This window comes from Sphingomonas sp. DG1-23 (assembly GCF_030730875.1).
Classification (GTDB): Bacteria; Pseudomonadota; Alphaproteobacteria; order Sphingomonadales; family Sphingomonadaceae; genus Sphingomonas.
The window spans coordinates 145,282-161,988 of record NZ_JAVAMA010000005.1 but is presented as its reverse complement, the minus strand read 5'-3'; the positions used below and the strand labels follow the sequence as shown (position 1 = coordinate 161,988).

The window sequence follows — 16,707 nt, the reverse complement described above, 5'->3', positions numbered from 1 at the left end:
ATGAATGATGTCCACAGCTTGAAAGCGGCGCTGGCACCGATCGCGGCGGACCGCGCCACGGTCCGATTCGAAGGCGGAAAGGCGAGCATCGTCCTCGACGTCACCGGCCTGGGAAAGGCCGCGAGCGAAGAGCTCGAGGCCGATGTCCGGCGGACCGCCGAAGCATCGCCGGGCGTGACCGAGGTGCGCGTGCTGCTCACCAGCGAGCGGCGGACGCGGCGGCTGATCGCGGTCGGCAGCGGCAAGGGCGGGGTGGGCAAGTCCACCGTCGCGGCCAATCTCGCGATCGCTTTGGCCCGGCGCGGGCGGCGCGTCGGGCTGGTCGACGCCGATATTTACGGACCCTCGCAGACCCGTTTGCTCGCCGTCGACGGCATTCGGCCGCAGGCGCGCGAAAAGACCCTGATTCCGGTCGAGACCAAATTCGGCGTGCCGCTGCTGTCGATGGGCGGACTGGTGCCCGAGGGACAGGCGATCGCGTGGCGCGGATCGATGGCCGGCGGCGCGCTCGGCCAGATGGTCGATGCCGATTGGGGCGATGCCGAGATACTGATCCTCGATCTGCCGCCGGGCACCGGCGATCTGCAATTGACCATGGTCCAGAAGCACAAGCCGGCGGGCGCGATCATCGTCTCGACGCCGCAGGATCTCGCCTTGATCGACGCCACCCGCGCGATCGATCTGTTCGCCAAGGTCAATGTGCCCGTCATCGGGGTGATCGAGAATATGAGCGGCTATGCCTGTCCGCATTGCGGCGAGATCTCGGATCCGTTCGGCAGCGGCGGCGCCGAGGCGGCGGCGGGCAGGATGGGGCTGCCCTTCCTCGGGCGGGTCCCGCTCGAGCTGGCGATCCGCACCGCCTCGGACGCCGGTGATCCGCCCGCCGCAGGGAACGGCCCGCACGCGGAGACGTTCGCCGCATTGGCGGCAAGGCTGGACGACTGGCTCACCGCAGGAGGCTGAACATGCCGCTGACGCGCGACGAAGACATACGCCAATTGCTCGAGGAGACCCGGACGATCGCGATGATCGGCGCGTCGGACCGGCCCGATCGGCCGAGCTATGGCGTGATGGCCTATCTCCAGAGCCGCGGCTATCGGGTGATCCCGGTCAATCCGCAGATCACCGGCGAGCATATCCACGGCGAATTCGTCTTCCGCGAGCTCGCCCAGATTGGCGTGGCCGTAGACATGGTCGACATCTTCCGCCGTCCGATCGCGGCGGGCGAGGCCGTCGACGAGGCGATCGCGGCGGGGGCGAAGTCGGTCTGGCTGCAGATCGGCGTGATCAACGAGGAGGCTGCCGCCCGCGCCGAGGCGGCCGGGCTCAAGGTGGTGATGGATCGCTGCCCCAAGATCGACATCCCCCGGCTCGGCGTGCCGATGGTCGGCGGCGCGCATTGAACCTTGTCACCCCGGCCTTGGGCCGGGGTTCACCAGGCAGCAATGGTTGGACAAGAAGCTGGGGCTTTTCGCGTGAAGCCGGGTGGACCCCGGAACAAGTCCGGGGTGACGAAGGGTCAGGTGAGCCGCCGCAACGCCGCGATCAGCTCGTCCAGATCGCGCGCATCCTGATACAGCCCGAAGCCGATCCGCAGCACGTCGCCGCGCACGTCGACGATCACCTCCTCGGCCTCGAGCTGGGCCTTCCACCGCCACGCCTCGGGCGATCGGAGCGCGAGGAAGCGCGCCGGCGATTCCGCGTTGAGCAACTCGGCCTCGATCGGCAGCGCGGCCAGCAACGCGGCCTTGAGCGCCCCCGCATGCGCCGCGATGTCGGGCGTGGTCAGCCCTTCCTGCCGCAGCATGTCGCGCACTGCGACAAAGCGGTAGATGCCCGAGGGATCGAAGGTCGCGCCGAGGAAGCGCCGCGCGTCGGGGGCGTAGCCGAGGCTGCCCGGCGGCAAGGACAGATCGTCGAATTCGGCATACCAGCCGGTGATCTCGGGCCGCGCCCCGAAGCCGGGTGGGGCGTGGAGAAACGCGCAGCCCTCGCCTGCCATCGCATATTTATAGCCGCCGGCGAGGTAGAAGACCCGGTCGGCCACCGCCGACAGATCGGTCGGCATGGCCATGAAGCCGTGATAGCCGTCGATCACCACCCACGGCCCCTCGGGCCGCGCCAGCGCCGCCAGTTCGGCGATGCGCTCGAAGACATGTCCGGTGCCGAACTGGACCTGGCTGACGAAGATCAAATTGTGCTCCCCCGATCCCGCGCGCGTGACGACCTGGTCGAGCGGCACCCGCTCGACCGTGGCGCTGCCGGCTTCCTCCCAGCGCGCGCTCTGCCGGCGGAAGCTGTGGAACTCGCCGTCGCTCGCCAAAATCCGCAGCGGCCGCCGCGGCAGCGCCGAGACGATGCGCAGCAGCAATTCATGGGTGTTCGGTGCGAACACGATCGTCGCCGGGTCGGGCAGCCCCAATTCGGTCGCGACATGGCGCTGCGCCGCGGGCCAGATCTCGCCCATCACCCGCTCCCATTTGCGGTCGGCGAGGCGCACCCCGTCCTCCCACGCGGCGAGCTGGCCGACATAGGAGGCGTCGGGCCAGAGATGGTGCGAATGCGCGGCGAAATGCAGCCGCTCGGGCGCCGCCGCGATCGCGCGCTGGAACAGGCGCTTGTAGCTGGTCACGCGCCGTGCTCCTGCGAAAGCAGGAGCCCGGAGTCACGGGCGACCCGCTCGCGGCCCCGGGCCCCTGCTTTCGCAGGGGAACCGGAAAAGCCAGGCATCACAATTGGGTCCTCAGCGACCACAGTTCCGGAAAGGCGCGCTTGGCCAGAGTCGATTCGAGATAGGGCACGCCGGCCGTGCCGCCGGTGCCCGGCTTCATCCCGATCACCCGGCTCACCGTGAGGACATGCTTGTGGCGCCACGTCGCGAGCGCGTCGTCGATGTCGACCAGTTTCTCGGCGAGCTGGTACAGCTCCCAATTGCCCGCGGTGTCGCGATAGATTTCGGCCCAGGCGTCCTCGACCGCCTTGCTCGGCACATAGGGTTCGCGCCAGTCGCGCGCCAATGCCGTGGCGGGCAGCGCGAAACCGGCACGGGCGAGCGCGGCATTGGCTTCGTCCCACAGGCTCGGCACGGCGGCGAATTCCACGGTGAGCGGCCCCGGCACCCCGCCGCCGCGCAGGCCCAGCATCGCCTCGACCGCCCGGAACTGGTCCGACTGGAAGCCCGAGCTGGTCCCCAGCACTTCGCGAAAGCGGGTGTAGTCGGACGGCGTCATCGTCGCGAGCACGTCCCAGCTAAGGGTCATCACCGCCTGGATCCGGCTCACCCGGGCGAGCGACTTGTACGCTTCGACCGGCTTGTCGGCGCGGACCAGCGCGAGCGCCGAGCGGATCTCGACGATCATCTGCTTGAGCCACAGCTCCTTGGTCTGATGGATGATGATGAACAGCAATTCGTCGTCGCGGTCCGACAGCGGATGCTGCGACGCCAGCAAGGTATCGAGCGCGAGATAGCGCCCATAGGTCATGGGTTGGGTCATGACGGAGCCTTAGGCCATTTCCGTGCTCTTGCGAAAGCAGGAGCCCGGGGCCGCGAGCGGATCGTCTGTGGCTCTGGGCTCCTGCTTTCGCAGGAGCACTACTCAGTCCCGCAGCAATTCGTTGATCCCGGTCTTGCTCCGCGTCTGGGCGTCCACCGTCTTGACGATCACCGCGCAATACAGCCCCGGCTTGCCGGCCTCGCCCGGCACCGTGCCCGGCACCACCACCGAATAAGGCGGCACATGCCCGCGATGCACTTCGCCGGTCGCGCGGTCGATGATCCTGGTCGAGGCGCCGAGATAGACCCCCATCGACAGCACCGCGCCCTCGCCGACGCGAACCCCCTCGGCGACTTCGGCGCGCGCGCCGATGAACGCGCCGTCGCCGATGATCACCGGATCGGCCTGGAGCGGCTCGAGCACCCCGCCGATGCCGACGCCGCCCGAAAGATGGACGTTCCTGCCGATCTGCGCGCAGCTGCCGACGGTCGCCCAGCCGTCGACCATCGTGCCTTCGCCGACAAAGGCGCCGATATTGACGAAGCTCGGCATCAGCACCGCGCCCCTGGCGATGTGCGCGCCGCGCCGCACGATCGATCCGGGCACCGCGCGGAAGCCCGCGCTGCGGAACGCGGCTTCGTCCCAGCCGGCGAACTTGCTCGGCACCTTGTCGAACCAGTTCGCCCCGCCCGGGCCCTCGATCACCCTATTGTCGTTGAGCCGGAAGCTCAGCAGAACCGCCTTTTTGAGCCATTGATTGACCTGCCAGCCGCCGTCCGCGGTCGGTTCGGCCACCCGCGCTTCGCCGCTGTCGAGCAGGTTCAGCGCTTCGGCCACTGCCTCGCGCACGGCGCCCGTGGTCGAGAAGCCGAGATCCGCGCGGTTCTCCCACGCGGCGTCGATGGTCGATGCGAGGTCGGTCAAATCAATCCTCCAATATTTCGTGCAGCCAGCGGCCGAGGTCGCTGACCTTATAGTCGATGAAGCTGCGGTCTTCGTCCGGCCCCTGTTCGGAGCCGTTGTCGATCCACACGGTGGTCATGCCGATCGCCCTGGCCGGCTTCAGATTGCGCGCCATGTCATCGACGAACAGCGACTGCTCCGGATCGAGACCATAGGCATCGCACAGCCCGCGATAGGCGAGGGGATCCGGCTTGGGGCGATAGTCGGTGGCGTGGATGTCGTGGATCGCCTCGAAACTCTCGCCGAGGCCGAGCCGTTCGAGCACCTTGCCGGCATAAGGCGCGTCGCCGTTGGTGAAGACCAATTTGCGCCCGGGCAGCCGTGCCAGCGCCTCGATCAGCGCCTCGTTGCGCTCCAGCACGCCCATGTCGACGTCGTGGACGTCGGCGAGATAATGCTCCGGGTCGACCCCATGCTCGGCAATCAGCCCCGACAGCGTCGTGCCATGGGCATGGAAATAGCCCTTCTGGATGCGATGCGCCTCCTCGGGCGAGCAGTTCAGCAGATTGCGGACATATTCGCCGATCCGCGCATCTATCATCGCGAACAGGTTCGCGCTCACCGGGTAGAGCGTATTGTCCAGATCGAAGATCCAGTTGCGGATGTGCGCGAGCTCGGGAAGCATATGTCCGGGGCTCTACGGAGTGGACGCCAGTGCCGCAAGGCGGCAGGGAGGAATAGCGTTAAGTTACGGTAAACTATGCGGAACTATCTGCGTTGCCGATCCTCTTCGACAGGGATGAAATCGATGCGGGCACTTGTGGATGCGCGTCTGATGCGAACCGCTGCGATCGGCGGTCTCCTCGCGCTCGGCGCGTGCGGCGGCGGCGGCGGGAGCAGTCGCCCGGCGCCGATCCCCGCGCCGGTTCCGGCTCCGACGCCCACCCCGGTTCCGACGCCCACCCCGATACCCGCCCCGACCCCGACGCCGGTACCGGGCGTGCAATACGACACCGCCGAATATCGCGCGACCGCGGGCGCGGTCTCGATGAATGCGCTCACTGCCTATGAACATGGCGGCACCGGCGCGGGCATCCGCGTCGGCGTGATCGACAGCGGCATCGATTTGCAGAGCGCCGAGTTCGGCGATTGCTCGGGCGGAATCGGCACCGGCAGCTGTCGCATCTCCGGCGCCTCGATCGCCGCGGCGGGCAATAGCAGCATCGACGACGAAGGCGGGCACGGCACCGCGGTCGCGTTCACGATCGCGGGACGGCGCAACGATGCCGGCACCCACGGGGTCGCGTTCGACGCCCAGTTGATCGTGGCGCGTGCCGATGCCCCCGGCAGCTGCGCCACCGAAAATGGCGACGCGGACAGCGGCTGCAGCTTCGGCGACAATGCGATCGCCGCCGGGCTCGACGCGGCGCGGACCGGCGGCGCGCGCGTGGTCAACATCTCGCTGGGCGGCGACCCGCCCAACGCCCGCTTGCTCCAGGCGATCGGCAACGCCACCGCGGCCGGCATCGTCATCGTGATCTCGGCCGGCAATGACGGCGATCAGCCCGAAGGCGTCAATCCCGATCCCTTCGCCGGCGGCGCCGCGGCGAGCGCGGGCGCGCGCGGGCTGGTGATCATCGCCGGCTCGGTGGGCTCCGGAGATCAGATTTCGAGCTTCAGCAATCGCGCCGGCACCGGCGCCAACAATTATCTGGCGGCGGTCGGCGAGCGGGTGCGCGCGCCGGACCAGAGCAATACCCCGTTGCTCTGGTCGGGCACCTCCTTCTCCGCGCCGCAGATCGCCGGCGCGGTGGCGTTGCTCGCCCAGGCCTTCCCGAACCTCACCGGCGCGCAGATCGTCCAGTTGCTCTATGCCACCGCACGCGATGTCGGCGCTGCGGGCATCGACCCGGTCTATGGCCGCGGCGTGCTCGATCTCACCCGGGCGTTCCAGCCGGTGGGCACGACTTCGCTCGCCGGATCGACCGGAGCGGTCTCCACCGGGGTCAACGGCGCACTCTCGGGTCCCATGGGCGACGCCAGGCAAGCCGCGCTCGGCGCCGTCGTGCTCGATTCCTTCGATCGCGCCTTCGCCACCGAACTCGCGCGCACGATCGTCCGTCAGGGTCCGGCACGGCGGTTGCCGGCATTGATGGCGACTCGTCAGCGCAGCTTTTCGGTGGGCGTCCGCGATCTCAGCGTCGCGGTGTCGCTGGTCCCCGCGCGCGATTCGATCCGCATCGAGCGGCTCGGGATCGGCACGCGCGACGCCGATGTCGCGCGGATGCTCGCCGCCACGGTGAGCGGCAGGCTCGGCGGCAAGGCGCAGTTCGCGATCGGCGCGTCGGAGAGCGGGAACACGCTCGTCGCGCGGCTCGCCGGCCGCGACGAGCCCGCCTTTCTGGTCGCGCGCGATCCGCTGCACAGCGCCGGCTTCGATGTCGATGTCCGCGGTTCGGTCGCGGTCCGCCAGTCGCTCGGACGCTGGGGCGTCAGCCTCGCGCAGGAGCAGGGGCAGGTGCTCAGCCGCCGCGACACTCCATTCGCCGCGCTCCGCTGGGACGCGCAACGCTCGGGCTATTGGCGCACCACGCTCGGGCTCGATCGCCGCTTCGGCGATCTGCGCGCCGGCCTGTCGCTGACCCGGCTCCGCGAGCGCGATACCTTGCTCGGCGCCCGCTTCAGCGGCGGGCTCGGCGCGGCGCGTGCCGACAGCAATTTCGTCGATCTAGGGCTGCGCTATTTCATGGGCGCGGGCTGGTCGCTCGGCGGCTCGATGCGGCAGGGCTGGACCCGCGCGGAGCTGCGCAGCGGCGTGCGGGGCAGCGGCCTGATCCGCACCAATGCCTTCGCCGCCGATCTCGGCAAGGACGATCTGTTGACGGCGGGAGACAGTTTCGGCTTCCGCATCGCCCAGCCGCTGCGCGTCGCCAGCGGCGGGATCAACCTCGCGCTGCCCAGTGATTGGGATTATTCGGCGATGGCGGTCAGCGCGTGGGACAAGGGTTTCATCAATCTCGCACCGCAGGGCCGCGAGATCGACTATGAGCTGCGTTATGCGTGGCCGCTGCTCGGCGGCGAGCTCAGCAGCAACCTGTTCCTGCGCCGCAATCCCGGCAATTATGCCGCCTTTCCCGGCGACAAGGGCGGAGCAGTACGACTGACCCTCGGCTGGTAGGTCGAAACGGGGCTTGGCCGCGGCGGGTGATTGTGCGGTAGGGAGGCACATGTTCGAACGCCTCTGCCGATTCGCTTTCTGGATCGCCTTGATCTTCGCTTTCGTGATGGCGGTCCTGCCCAAGCCCCCCCAGCTCCCCGGCGCGCCCACCGACAAGATCCAGCACATCCTTGCCTTTGTCGTGCTGACGATCCTCGCCAACGCAGGATATCCGAGGTTGCGGCCGATGACGCTGGTGCTCGCGCTCGCCGGCTTCGGCGCGTTGATCGAGATCGTGCAGGCGATCCCGGCGCTGCACCGATCGTCCGACATACTGGATTGGCTCGCCGACATGGCGGCCGCGCTGATCACGATGGCGATCGTGATCGGGCTTCGTCGCCTTCGCCGCCTGCCCGACGGCCAGACGATCCGGTCATAGCGCCGCCAGACGAGTCCCGGCGTGCGACGGCAACGAACGTCTTCGCCGCCTGAAAGCAAAGCTTCGGCTGGCGGACGGGCGGTGCGCCACCCATCTCCTCGTCCATGACCGCATATTCGCTGCTCGATCTCGTTCCCATCGTCCAGGGCGGGAGCGCCGGACAGGCACTGGCCAACGCCGCCGATCTCGCGCGCCATGCCGAGAGCCTCGGCTTCACGCGCTATTGGGTGGCCGAGCATCACGGCATGGAGGGAATCGCCAGCGCCGCCACCGCGGTGGTGATCGCGCATGTCGGCGCCGCGACTTCCACGATCCGCGTCGGGGCAGGGGGCATCATGCTTCCCAATCATTCGCCGCTCCAGGTCGCCGAGCAGTTCGGCACGCTCGACGCGCTGTTCCCCGGCCGCGTCGATCTCGGGCTGGGTCGCGCGCCCGGATCGGATCAGCGGGTCGCCGCCGCGATCCGCCGCGGGATGGGCGGCGACGGCAACGAATTCCCGCAGGACGTGGTCGAGCTGCAGAGCTATTTCGCCGATGACGGCCAGACCGGCATCCGCGCCACGCCCGGCGCGGGCGCCGACGTCAAATTATGGATCCTCGGCTCGAGCCTGTTCGGCGCGCAGCTCGCTGCGGCGCTGGGGCTGCCCTACGCCTTCGCCTCGCATTTCGCGCCGGGGCTGCTCGACGAGGCCGGTCAGGTCTATCGCCGCAATTTCCGTCCGTCGGCGGCTTTGGAGAAGCCGCATCTGATGCTCGGCTTCAACGTCTTCGCCGCCGATACCGACGACGAGGCCGAATATCTCGCCAGCTCGCAGCAACAGGCGTTCGTCGCGATCCGCACCACCGGACGCGGCATCCAGCTGCCCCCGCCGGTACGCGGCTATCGCGAGAGCCTCGGCGCGCACGGCAATGCGACGCTCGATCATGTGCTTTCGGCCAGTGCGATCGGCGGCCCCGCCAAGGTGCGCGAGCAGCTCGCCGCCTTCCTTGCCCGTACCGGCGCCGATGAATTGATCCTCACCAGCGCGATGTTCGACCATGAAGCCCGCAGGAAGAGCCTGACGATCGCGGCGGAGGCGATGAAAGGGCTCTGAAGCGAGGCCAGCGCCGGGCCCTGGACCCGGCTGACGCCCTCATTTTCTAGCCGCCGCCACGACCAGCTGATAGAAGACCGGGTCGGTTCTGATGAGATCGCCGGCATCCATGTCTTCCGCTGACAAGCCCTGGAGGTACGCGATCGACGACAGCAGATTCCCTCGTCCTTGCACCGCGCATTCCTGAAACGGCTGGAGCAGATCGATCACCTGTTTCCGGGTGAACCGCCAATTGTCCCCCAGGCCGACATTGTCCTTTTCGATGAACGGCACCGAGAGCAGCAGGACGCCTCCCGCTCTCAGGACCCTGTGCAGCTCCTCCACGCACCGACCTGGCGAGGCGACATATTGAAGAACTTGCGTGCAGATGATGACGTCGAAGCTTCCCTCGCCAAGGCATGACAGATCATGCAGATCAGCCTGGATCGTCAGTCCTGGCGTATTCTCCCTGATATCGAGCACGTCGTAGCTGGTGACCTGATCGTCACCCACCAGATTGCGGTAGCGAATACCGCCGCACTCGAGATAGCGTCCCGAGGTCCCTCTCAGCGAGAGCGCAATGAAGGGATCTATCAAATAGCGGTCAATCACGGAGCCGCGCGTGTTTCCCCAATTCGTGCAGAAGGGCGTGAAGCGCCTGAGATCACCGAAATCGACCGCGCCTGTCATTGCGTCCTCCTCCCCGCGAGAGCCCAGGGCGAGACGAAGTGGCGCGCCCCTGACCGCTCAAAATGGCGCTCTGAAGCGAGCGGCCACGAATTTGGCAGGTAACGCACAGCCGTTGTCGATAGCAATCGGACCGAATTGTTGCGCAGGCCGGCGGCATTCGAAAAAAACTCGATCGTCTTGATGCGGCCTACCCGAAGCCCGAGGGCAAGCCGCAAGCAATACAGGCTACCGTCAACGGGCGTTTTCCGCCGGTCCGCTTATGGGGCCACGCCTTGGTCCGATCGCCGTCGCTGCGGCTTGCAATGTAGGATTTCGGGTGCTTGGCTCGCGCGGTCGGCTCGTCGCCGGCCGCTCTTTCAACTTGTTGGAAGAATAGGAATTCGCGCGCGAAATAATGTTGCGAGATAGATCGCGTCTCCGTCAATTTAGTCAAGCCAAGGCCCACAGGAACCCCTTGGGAGGTGCCGCATCGGCACCCGCACCGCGTAGTTCTGGAGGATATTGCGGTCCTGAGCTGAGAACCGGAGCTCAGTTCGCTGCGGGCAGCCGCAGCCGTACGAGCAGTCCGCCCAGATCCTCGCTCTCCTCGAGGCTGACGGTGCCGTCGTAAATCTCGGCGACGTCGCGGACGATCGCGAGGCCGAGCCCGGTGCCCGGCTTGCCGCTGTCGAGCCGCACGCCGCGGTCGAAGATGCGGATACGGTCGGCTTCGGGAATGCCCCCGCCATCGTCCTCGACGAGGATCTCGACGAACCCGGCCTCGACGCGCACCGTGATGAACACGCTGCCGCCCCCATATTTGGCGGCATTCTCGACGAGGTTGCCGAGCAGGTCGTCGAGGTCCTGCCGCTCGATATGCGCGATCAGGTCCTTCTGCCCGTCCACGTCGATGCGGACATTGGGATAGAGCCGCGCCACCGCGCGCTCGACCGCCTCGACCGAGGGCCAGACCTGTGCGCGGCTATGCGCGCTGCCGCGGCGGCCGACCGCGCGGGCGCGGGCGAGATGGTGGTCGATCTGGCGGCGCATCGTCCGCGCCTCGCGGATGATCGTGGGGGCGAGGTCTTCCTGTCCCGCCGCCGCGGCGTTCATGATCACGCTGAGCGGCGTCTTGAGCGCATGGGCGAGATTGCCGGCGTGGCGCCGCGCTTCCTCGGCCTGGCGGTCGTTGTGCTCGACCAGCGCGTTGAGCTCGTCGACCATCGGCGCGATCTCGGCGGGCATGCGGTCCTCGATGCGCTTGGCCTTGCCGGCGCGCAGCCGTGCGATCTCCTTGCGCACCTTGCGCAGCGGCAACAGCCCGTACCAGGTCTGCAGCCCGACCATCACGATCAGCCCGAGCCCGAGCAAGACGAAGCTGCGCACGAGGGTTCGCCGCAAGGTGGCGATCTGCGCGTCGAGTCCGTCGCGGCTCTGCGCGACCTGGAATTTCCAGCGCACCGGCGAACCGGGCAGCTTCAGGTCGCGTTCGGCGATCCGCAGCAGCTGGTTGCTCGGATCGTTGGGATCGCGATCGACCCGCGGCGTCTTGTCGACGAATTCGTCGCTGTCATAGATGTGGAGCTCGCGGTCGTCGTGGCGCTGGTTGACCCGCAGCTTGCGGTCCCACAGCGAGCGCGACGGGAAAGGCTCGAACCCCTTGCCGCTGATCTGCCAATACGCGCCCGAACCGGGTTCGAGGAAGCGCTGGTCCGCCAGCTCGCGATTCAGGATGACCTGGCCCAGCGAATCGAGCTCGGCCGAGACGATCATCGAGGTGAGCAGATAATCGAGCTGCTCGTCGAAATTGCGGGTGATCGCCGTGGTCAGCACCCGATCGAGCGCGACGCCGCCGCCGACCAGCAACACGAAGATCCACGCGCTCGCGATCAGGATCATCCGCCGGCTCACCGAACCGGTGGCGCGTGGCGCGTAATAGCGCGGCTGCGGTTCGGGCGCTTCGTCGTTCAAGGGGGACGGGACGCTGTCCCCGGCTGGCTCCATCTCAGGCGTCCGCGGGTTCCTCGAGGCTGTAGCCCAGCCCCCGGATGGTGGTGATCACGTCGGCGCCGAGCTTCTTGCGGATCCGCGTCACGAACACTTCGATCGTGTTCGAATCGCGATCGAAATCCTGATCGTAGATATGCTCGATCAGCTCGGTGCGGCTGACCACCTTGCCCTTGTGGTGGAGCAGGTAGCTCAGCAGCTTGTATTCCTGCGCGGTGAGCTTGACCGGCTCGCCGGCCTTGGTGACCTTGCCGCTGCGGGTGTCGAGGCGGATGTCGCCCGCAATGAGCTCCGCCGAGGCATTGCCCGAGGCGCGGCGGATCAGCGCGCGCAGCCGGGCGATCAGCTCCTCGGTCTGGAACGGCTTGGCGACATAATCGTCGGCGCCGGCATCGAGTCCGGCGACCTTGTCCGACCAGCTGTCGCGCGCGGTCAGCACCAGCACCGGCGTGGTCTTGCCTTCCTTGCGCCAGCGGTCGAGCACGGTGAGCCCGTCGATCTCGGGCAGGCCGAGATCGAGGATCACCGCGTCATATTGCTCGGTCGAGCCGAGGAAATGCCCTTCCTCGCCGTCGGTGGCGAGATCGACGGCATAGCCCGCGCCCTCGAGCGCGTTGCGCAATTGCTGTCCGAGATTGGGTTCATCCTCGACGATCAAAAGTCGCATTCTCTAATCCCTGTGCCGTTGCGCCTGCCGCGACGCTCAGTTGCCGGTGCGCCGAAGGATGTTGCCCGTCCGCCCGTCCGCGTCCACCCAGATCACCGATCCATTGCGCAGGAATTTGAGCGTGTAAACGCCCGTCGACGGTTCATAGTCGAAACCGAGATACTGTGCCCCGGGCATGCGGGGGACGACGCGGCGCTCGATTTCGCGCACCGGAAGCAGGTCGCCCTGCATGCGGCGCTGGCTTGCGGCTTCCTGGCCGCTGTCCTGCGCGTCGGACGCGCGCGCGTCGACGCTCCCGGCGAACGAGAGAGCTGCCAGACACGCGCAGAAAACAGGCTTAACCAGCATCTTCATGCGCATGGCATAGGGTCCCGCCATTGAATAGCCCCTGAACGTGCCGGTCACGCGCGGGCAACTTGCGGCGCGGGCGCGAGCCCCCTAGGTGCCCCGCCATGGCTGCACCTGTACTTGCATATGAGGGCCTCGGGCTGATCCAGGGCTCGGGCTGGCTGTTTCGCGGGCTCGATCTCTATATCGGCGAGCGCGACCGGCTCGCGCTGATCGGCCGCAACGGTGCCGGCAAATCGACGCTGCTCCGCCTGATCGCCGGCCGCATCGATTCCGACGAAGGCCGCCGGACGATCCAGCCGGGCACCCACGTCGTGCTGCTCGAGCAGGATCCGCAGGTCGCCGGCTTCGCGACCCTGCTCGATTTCGTCCTTGCCGGCGACGACGCTCCCGAACGCTACGAGGCCGAGGCGATCGCCGGCCAGCTCGGCATCGATCTCGGCCGCGAGGCGGCGACCGCCTCGGGCGGCGAGCGGCGGCGCGCCGCGATCGCCCGCGCGCTGGCCCAGAATCCCGACGTGCTGCTGATGGACGAGCCGACCAACCATCTCGACATCGCCGCGATCGATTGGCTCGAAAGCTGGCTCGGGCGCTATACCGGCGCGTTCATCGCGATCAGCCACGATCGCACCTTCCTCACCCGGCTGACCAGGCAGACCCTGTGGCTCGATCGTGGGACGATCCGCCGCGCCGAGATCGGTTTCGGCGGATTCGAGGCGTGGACCGAGCAAGTCTATGCCGAGGAAGAACGCAACGCGCAGAAGCTCGACGCGAAGCTCAAGATCGAGGAGCATTGGCTGCTGCGCGGGGTCACCGGGCGACGGCGACGCAACCAGGGCCGGCTGACCAAATTGAAGGAAATGCGTGCCGAGCGCGCGTCGATGATGGGTCCGCAGGGCGCAGCGCGACTACAGATCGGCAGCGACGATGCCCAGACCAAGGTGGTGATCGACGCCAAGAACATCACCAAGCGCTTCGGCGAGCGCACGATCATCAAGGACCTGACGCTGCGGGTGACCAAAGGCGACCGGATCGGCGTGGTCGGCAGGAACGGCGCGGGCAAGACCACCTTGCTCAGGCTGCTCACCGGCGAACTGGCGCCCGACGAAGGCAGCGTAAGGCTGGCCAGGACGCTCGACGAAGTGATCATCGATCAGCAGCGCAGCCTGATGGACCCGGCGAAGACGGTGCGCGACGTGCTGACCCAGGGCGGCGAATGGATCGACGTGCTCGGCGTGAAGAAGCACATCCACGGCTATCTCAAGGAGTTCCTGTTCGAGCCCAATCTCGCCGATGCGAAGATCGGCACGCTTTCGGGGGGCGAGCGCTCGCGGCTATTGCTCGCGCGCGAGTTCGCGCGGCCGTCGAACCTGCTGGTGCTCGACGAGCCGACCAACGATCTCGACCTCGAGACGCTCGACCTGCTCCAGGAAGTCATCGCCGACTATGAAGGCACCGTGCTGATCGTCAGCCATGATCGCGACTTTCTCGATCGCACCGTGACGGTGACCTTGGGGCTCGACGGCAGCGGCAAGGTCGATGTCGTCGCCGGCGGCTATGCCGATTGGGAAGCGCGTCGCACTTCACGCGTCGAGCCGAAAAAGGCCGCGGCGAAACCCGTCGCCGAGGCGCCGAAGGCCAAGGCGACCAAGCTCAGCTACAAGGACCAGCGCGATTACGATCTGCTGCCCGGGCGGATCGAGGAGATCGAGGCGCAGATCGCCCGCGACGAGGCGGCATTGGCCGATCCGAATCTCTACACCCGTGATCCGGGCAGGTTCGCCAGTTTGAGCGACGGCATCGGCAAGCTGCGCGAGGAGAAGGACGCAGCGGAAATGCGTTGGCTCGAATTGGCCGAACAGGTCGAGGCTTTGGGCTGAACGATCCTCCCCGAATGGGGAGGTGGCAGCCGCGGGCTGACCGAGGGGTATTCTCGACGGGCGATGTTGCTCGGGGCTACCTTACCCTCCACCGCTTCTCGGTTCCCCCTCCCTCCGGGGGAGGATTCAGCGGAACGCTAGCGCAGCAATTCCTCCGTCACCCGCCCCGCGAGCCGCTGCAGTTCGGCGCGCGCTTCGGGCAGCAATTGCGCGCGCGGCAGATTGTCGATCGCGCAGAGCGCCCCGAGCACCTGCCCGCACGGCGCGATCAGCGGCGCGCCGACATAGAATGCGATGTTCGGGCTGCCGCGCACCAGCGGATTGCCGGCGAAGCGCCGATCGATGCCGGCATTGAAGATCACCATCACATTGTGCGGGTTGAGGATCGCATGCCCGCAAAACGAGATCGCGCGATCGACTTCCTCGAGATCGCTCCGATAGCGCGCGGTGACGATCATCTTCTCGCGATCGATGATCGTCGCGATGCCGAATTTGGCGTCGAACAGCTTCGCCGCATCGGCTACCAGCGCGTCGGCGACCCGCGAGCGTTTCTTCGTCACGCCATAGCGGTCGACCGCCGCCTGCCGTTCGGCCTCATTGTCGGGTTTTGCTGGTCTGAGAAAAGACAACACGCTGAAAAGTCCCGCAATTTTTGAATTCATGCTTCCGCTAGTCGCAAACTCCTAAGCCCCGGTAACGTCCCGCCTCCGTAAAACGCGCCCGCCGCCGCAACCATGCGGCGGCGGGCCGCGATCAGAATCGCATCCGCCCGCCGAGCGAGAAGACCAATGCGCGGGCATCGGTGAGCGTGCCCGAAGTCAGGATCGGCGTCTGCGCCGCGGTGCCGGGATAGGCCGCGGTGACGCGGTCGATGCTGGTGTCCTCGAAATCGACATAATTGGCGCCGGCGTCGAGGGTGAATTTCGGCGTCAGCGCATAGGAAGCGCCGACGCCATAGTTCCAGCGGTCCGAATCGGGCACGCGCGCGTCGCGCTCGCCGTCGCGCGTCGGGGTCTGGGTGCGCTGGACGCCGGCGCGCACGGTCAATTTGTCAGACGCGGCATAATCGAACCCGCCCGCGAGGCTCCACGTGTCGCGATAGTTCTCAGGAATGGCCTGGCTGACCGGCGCGCCGAGCCGGATCGCGTCGAACTTGCTCCACTGATAATGCACCGCCTGGCCGTTGAGCGTGAACCGGTCGCTCAGCCGCCAGCGCCCGCCGACGATCACCTGCGCCGGGGTGTAGAAATTCGCGGTGATGTCCGACAGCGACAGGTTCGAGCCGGCGAGCGGGCCGACCAGCCCGCTGACCTCGAGATCGCCCTTGAGATTGTGCTTGATCGCCGATTTGTAGCTCATGCCGATCGTCACGGCGTCATTGTGCATCTGGAAGCCCGCGCTCCAGCCGAGATCCCAGCCGTCGCCCTTCAGCTCCTGCTTGCCGTCGGGCAGCGCCGCCGAGACGTTGGGCAGCGCATTGGCGAGGCTGGCGTCGGTATATTCGACATTGACGCCGGCGCCGACGCGCAGCCAGTCGGTCACCGCCACCGCGAGGCTCGGCTGGATGTCGATCGTGCGCAATTGGGTCTTGAGCGCGCTGTAGCGGGCCCAGCTGGTCTCCGGATAATCGGTGGTGAAGCTGTACGGCGAGGTCACCGCGAGGCCGACCGCGACGCGGTCGCCGAACGGTATCGCGATCGCGCCCGAGGGCAGCACGCCGTTATTGATCGGATTGCGCGTCGTCGCGTCGCCGCCGACCGGGGCGAAGGTGCCGCCGGGGCGACGGATCAGCGTGCCGGCGTCGCTCACTTCGCCGCGCGGCAGGATCAGCGAGGCGCTGATCGTCGCCTCGCCCTCGGTGGCGCCGGCGATCGACGCCGGGTTCCACCACAAGGACGCGGCGCCGGTATCGGCGACCTCGCCCGAGAAGGCGCGGCCGGCGGCGCGGGCGGACTGCTCCTGCAGGTAAAAGGCCTGGGCATGGGCCGAGGCGGCGAAACCGGTCGAGCCCGCCAGCGCAGTGGCGGCGACGAGCGAAAGCTTGAGATGCGACATTCTATTGGTCCTTGT

General features: G+C 67.4%; 16 protein-coding genes. 6 read left to right on the top strand and 10 right to left on the bottom strand.

Annotation, left to right across the window (positions count from 1 at the left end; genetic code table 11):
* Together Q9Q95_RS10355 and Q9Q95_RS10350 are read left to right on the top strand one after the other, a co-directional pair.
* Window positions 1–963, top strand: a complete 963-nt coding sequence (locus tag Q9Q95_RS10355) for an Mrp/NBP35 family ATP-binding protein (RefSeq protein ID WP_306096678.1) — start codon at window positions 1–3, stop codon at window positions 961–963.
* A gap of 2 nt (window positions 964–965) precedes the next feature.
* Window positions 966–1,403 carry a CoA-binding protein gene (locus Q9Q95_RS10350; RefSeq protein ID WP_306096675.1) on the top strand — a complete coding sequence of 146 codons (438 nt, stop codon included), beginning with the start codon at window positions 966–968 and terminating at the stop codon, window positions 1,401–1,403.
* Between the two features lie 116 nt (window positions 1,404–1,519).
* On the opposite strand, the gene Q9Q95_RS10345 is transcribed toward Q9Q95_RS10350, so the two are convergent.
* The 4 genes from Q9Q95_RS10345 to Q9Q95_RS10330 all read right to left on the bottom strand — a co-directional run bounded on the left by Q9Q95_RS10345 (window position 1,520) and on the right by Q9Q95_RS10330 (window position 5,082).
* Window positions 1,520–2,632, bottom strand: a complete 1,113-nt coding sequence (locus Q9Q95_RS10345; protein ID WP_306096673.1) for an aminotransferase class V-fold PLP-dependent enzyme — start codon at window positions 2,630–2,632, stop codon at window positions 1,520–1,522.
* A gap of 97 nt (window positions 2,633–2,729) precedes the next feature.
* Window positions 2,730–3,494 (bottom strand): tryptophan 2,3-dioxygenase, encoded by a 765-nt coding sequence (locus Q9Q95_RS10340; protein ID WP_306096672.1) that lies wholly within the window; start codon window positions 3,492–3,494, stop codon window positions 2,730–2,732.
* Window positions 3,495–3,596: 102 nt separating this feature from the next.
* Window positions 3,597–4,418: a 2,3,4,5-tetrahydropyridine-2,6-dicarboxylate N-succinyltransferase gene (dapD, locus tag Q9Q95_RS10335; RefSeq protein WP_306096670.1), complete on the bottom strand. Its 822-nt coding sequence runs from the start codon at window positions 4,416–4,418 to the stop codon at window positions 3,597–3,599.
* Window position 4,419: 1 nt separating this feature from the next.
* The gene (locus Q9Q95_RS10330) at window positions 4,420–5,082 is read right to left on the bottom strand and encodes a pyrimidine 5'-nucleotidase (RefSeq protein WP_306096668.1); all 663 of its coding nucleotides are present in this window, start codon (window positions 5,080–5,082) and stop codon (window positions 4,420–4,422) included.
* Between the two features lie 123 nt (window positions 5,083–5,205).
* Between Q9Q95_RS10330 and Q9Q95_RS10325 the strand changes: the two genes are divergently transcribed.
* The 3 genes from Q9Q95_RS10325 (at window position 5,206) to Q9Q95_RS10315 (ending at window position 9,087) form a co-directional block, all read left to right on the top strand.
* Window positions 5,206–7,575 (top strand): S8 family peptidase, encoded by a 2,370-nt coding sequence (locus tag Q9Q95_RS10325; RefSeq protein ID WP_306096666.1) that lies wholly within the window; start codon window positions 5,206–5,208, stop codon window positions 7,573–7,575.
* 49 nt (window positions 7,576–7,624) lie between these two features.
* Window positions 7,625–7,993 (top strand): hypothetical protein, encoded by a 369-nt coding sequence (locus Q9Q95_RS10320; RefSeq protein ID WP_306096664.1) that lies wholly within the window; start codon window positions 7,625–7,627, stop codon window positions 7,991–7,993.
* Between the two features lie 104 nt (window positions 7,994–8,097).
* Window positions 8,098–9,087 (top strand): LLM class flavin-dependent oxidoreductase, encoded by a 990-nt coding sequence (locus Q9Q95_RS10315; protein ID WP_306096661.1) that lies wholly within the window; start codon window positions 8,098–8,100, stop codon window positions 9,085–9,087.
* A gap of 39 nt (window positions 9,088–9,126) precedes the next feature.
* Here Q9Q95_RS10315 and Q9Q95_RS10310 read toward each other — a convergent pair whose 3' ends face one another.
* The 4 genes from Q9Q95_RS10310 to Q9Q95_RS10295 form a co-directional block, all read right to left on the bottom strand.
* Window positions 9,127–9,756: a class I SAM-dependent methyltransferase gene (locus Q9Q95_RS10310; RefSeq protein WP_306096660.1), complete on the bottom strand. Its 630-nt coding sequence runs from the start codon at window positions 9,754–9,756 to the stop codon at window positions 9,127–9,129.
* A gap of 528 nt (window positions 9,757–10,284) precedes the next feature.
* On the bottom strand, window positions 10,285–11,634 hold the full coding sequence (locus tag Q9Q95_RS10305; RefSeq protein ID WP_306096941.1) for a HAMP domain-containing sensor histidine kinase: 1,350 nt from the start codon (window positions 11,632–11,634) through the stop codon (window positions 10,285–10,287).
* A 106-nt stretch (window positions 11,635–11,740) separates the two neighbouring features.
* Window positions 11,741–12,409 carry a response regulator transcription factor gene (locus tag Q9Q95_RS10300; RefSeq protein ID WP_029937243.1) on the bottom strand — a complete coding sequence of 223 codons (669 nt, stop codon included), beginning with the start codon at window positions 12,407–12,409 and terminating at the stop codon, window positions 11,741–11,743.
* Between the two features lie 36 nt (window positions 12,410–12,445).
* Window positions 12,446–12,787, bottom strand: a complete 342-nt coding sequence (locus tag Q9Q95_RS10295) for a hypothetical protein (RefSeq protein ID WP_306096655.1) — start codon at window positions 12,785–12,787, stop codon at window positions 12,446–12,448.
* Between the two features lie 74 nt (window positions 12,788–12,861).
* Between Q9Q95_RS10295 and Q9Q95_RS10290 the strand changes: the two genes are divergently transcribed.
* A complete protein-coding gene (locus Q9Q95_RS10290) occupies window positions 12,862–14,637 on the top strand; it encodes an ABC-F family ATP-binding cassette domain-containing protein (protein ID WP_306096653.1) in 1,776 nt (591 codons plus the stop codon).
* 137 nt (window positions 14,638–14,774) lie between these two features.
* Here the strand turns inward: Q9Q95_RS10290 and Q9Q95_RS10285 are convergent, their stop codons facing one another.
* Together Q9Q95_RS10285 and Q9Q95_RS10280 are read right to left on the bottom strand one after the other, a co-directional pair.
* Window positions 14,775–15,269 (bottom strand): GAF domain-containing protein, encoded by a 495-nt coding sequence (locus Q9Q95_RS10285; RefSeq protein ID WP_306096651.1) that lies wholly within the window; start codon window positions 15,267–15,269, stop codon window positions 14,775–14,777.
* A 121-nt stretch (window positions 15,270–15,390) separates the two neighbouring features.
* Window positions 15,391–16,692, bottom strand: a complete 1,302-nt coding sequence (locus tag Q9Q95_RS10280) for an OmpP1/FadL family transporter (protein ID WP_306096650.1) — start codon at window positions 16,690–16,692, stop codon at window positions 15,391–15,393.
* Window positions 16,693–16,707: the final 15 nt, after the last annotated feature.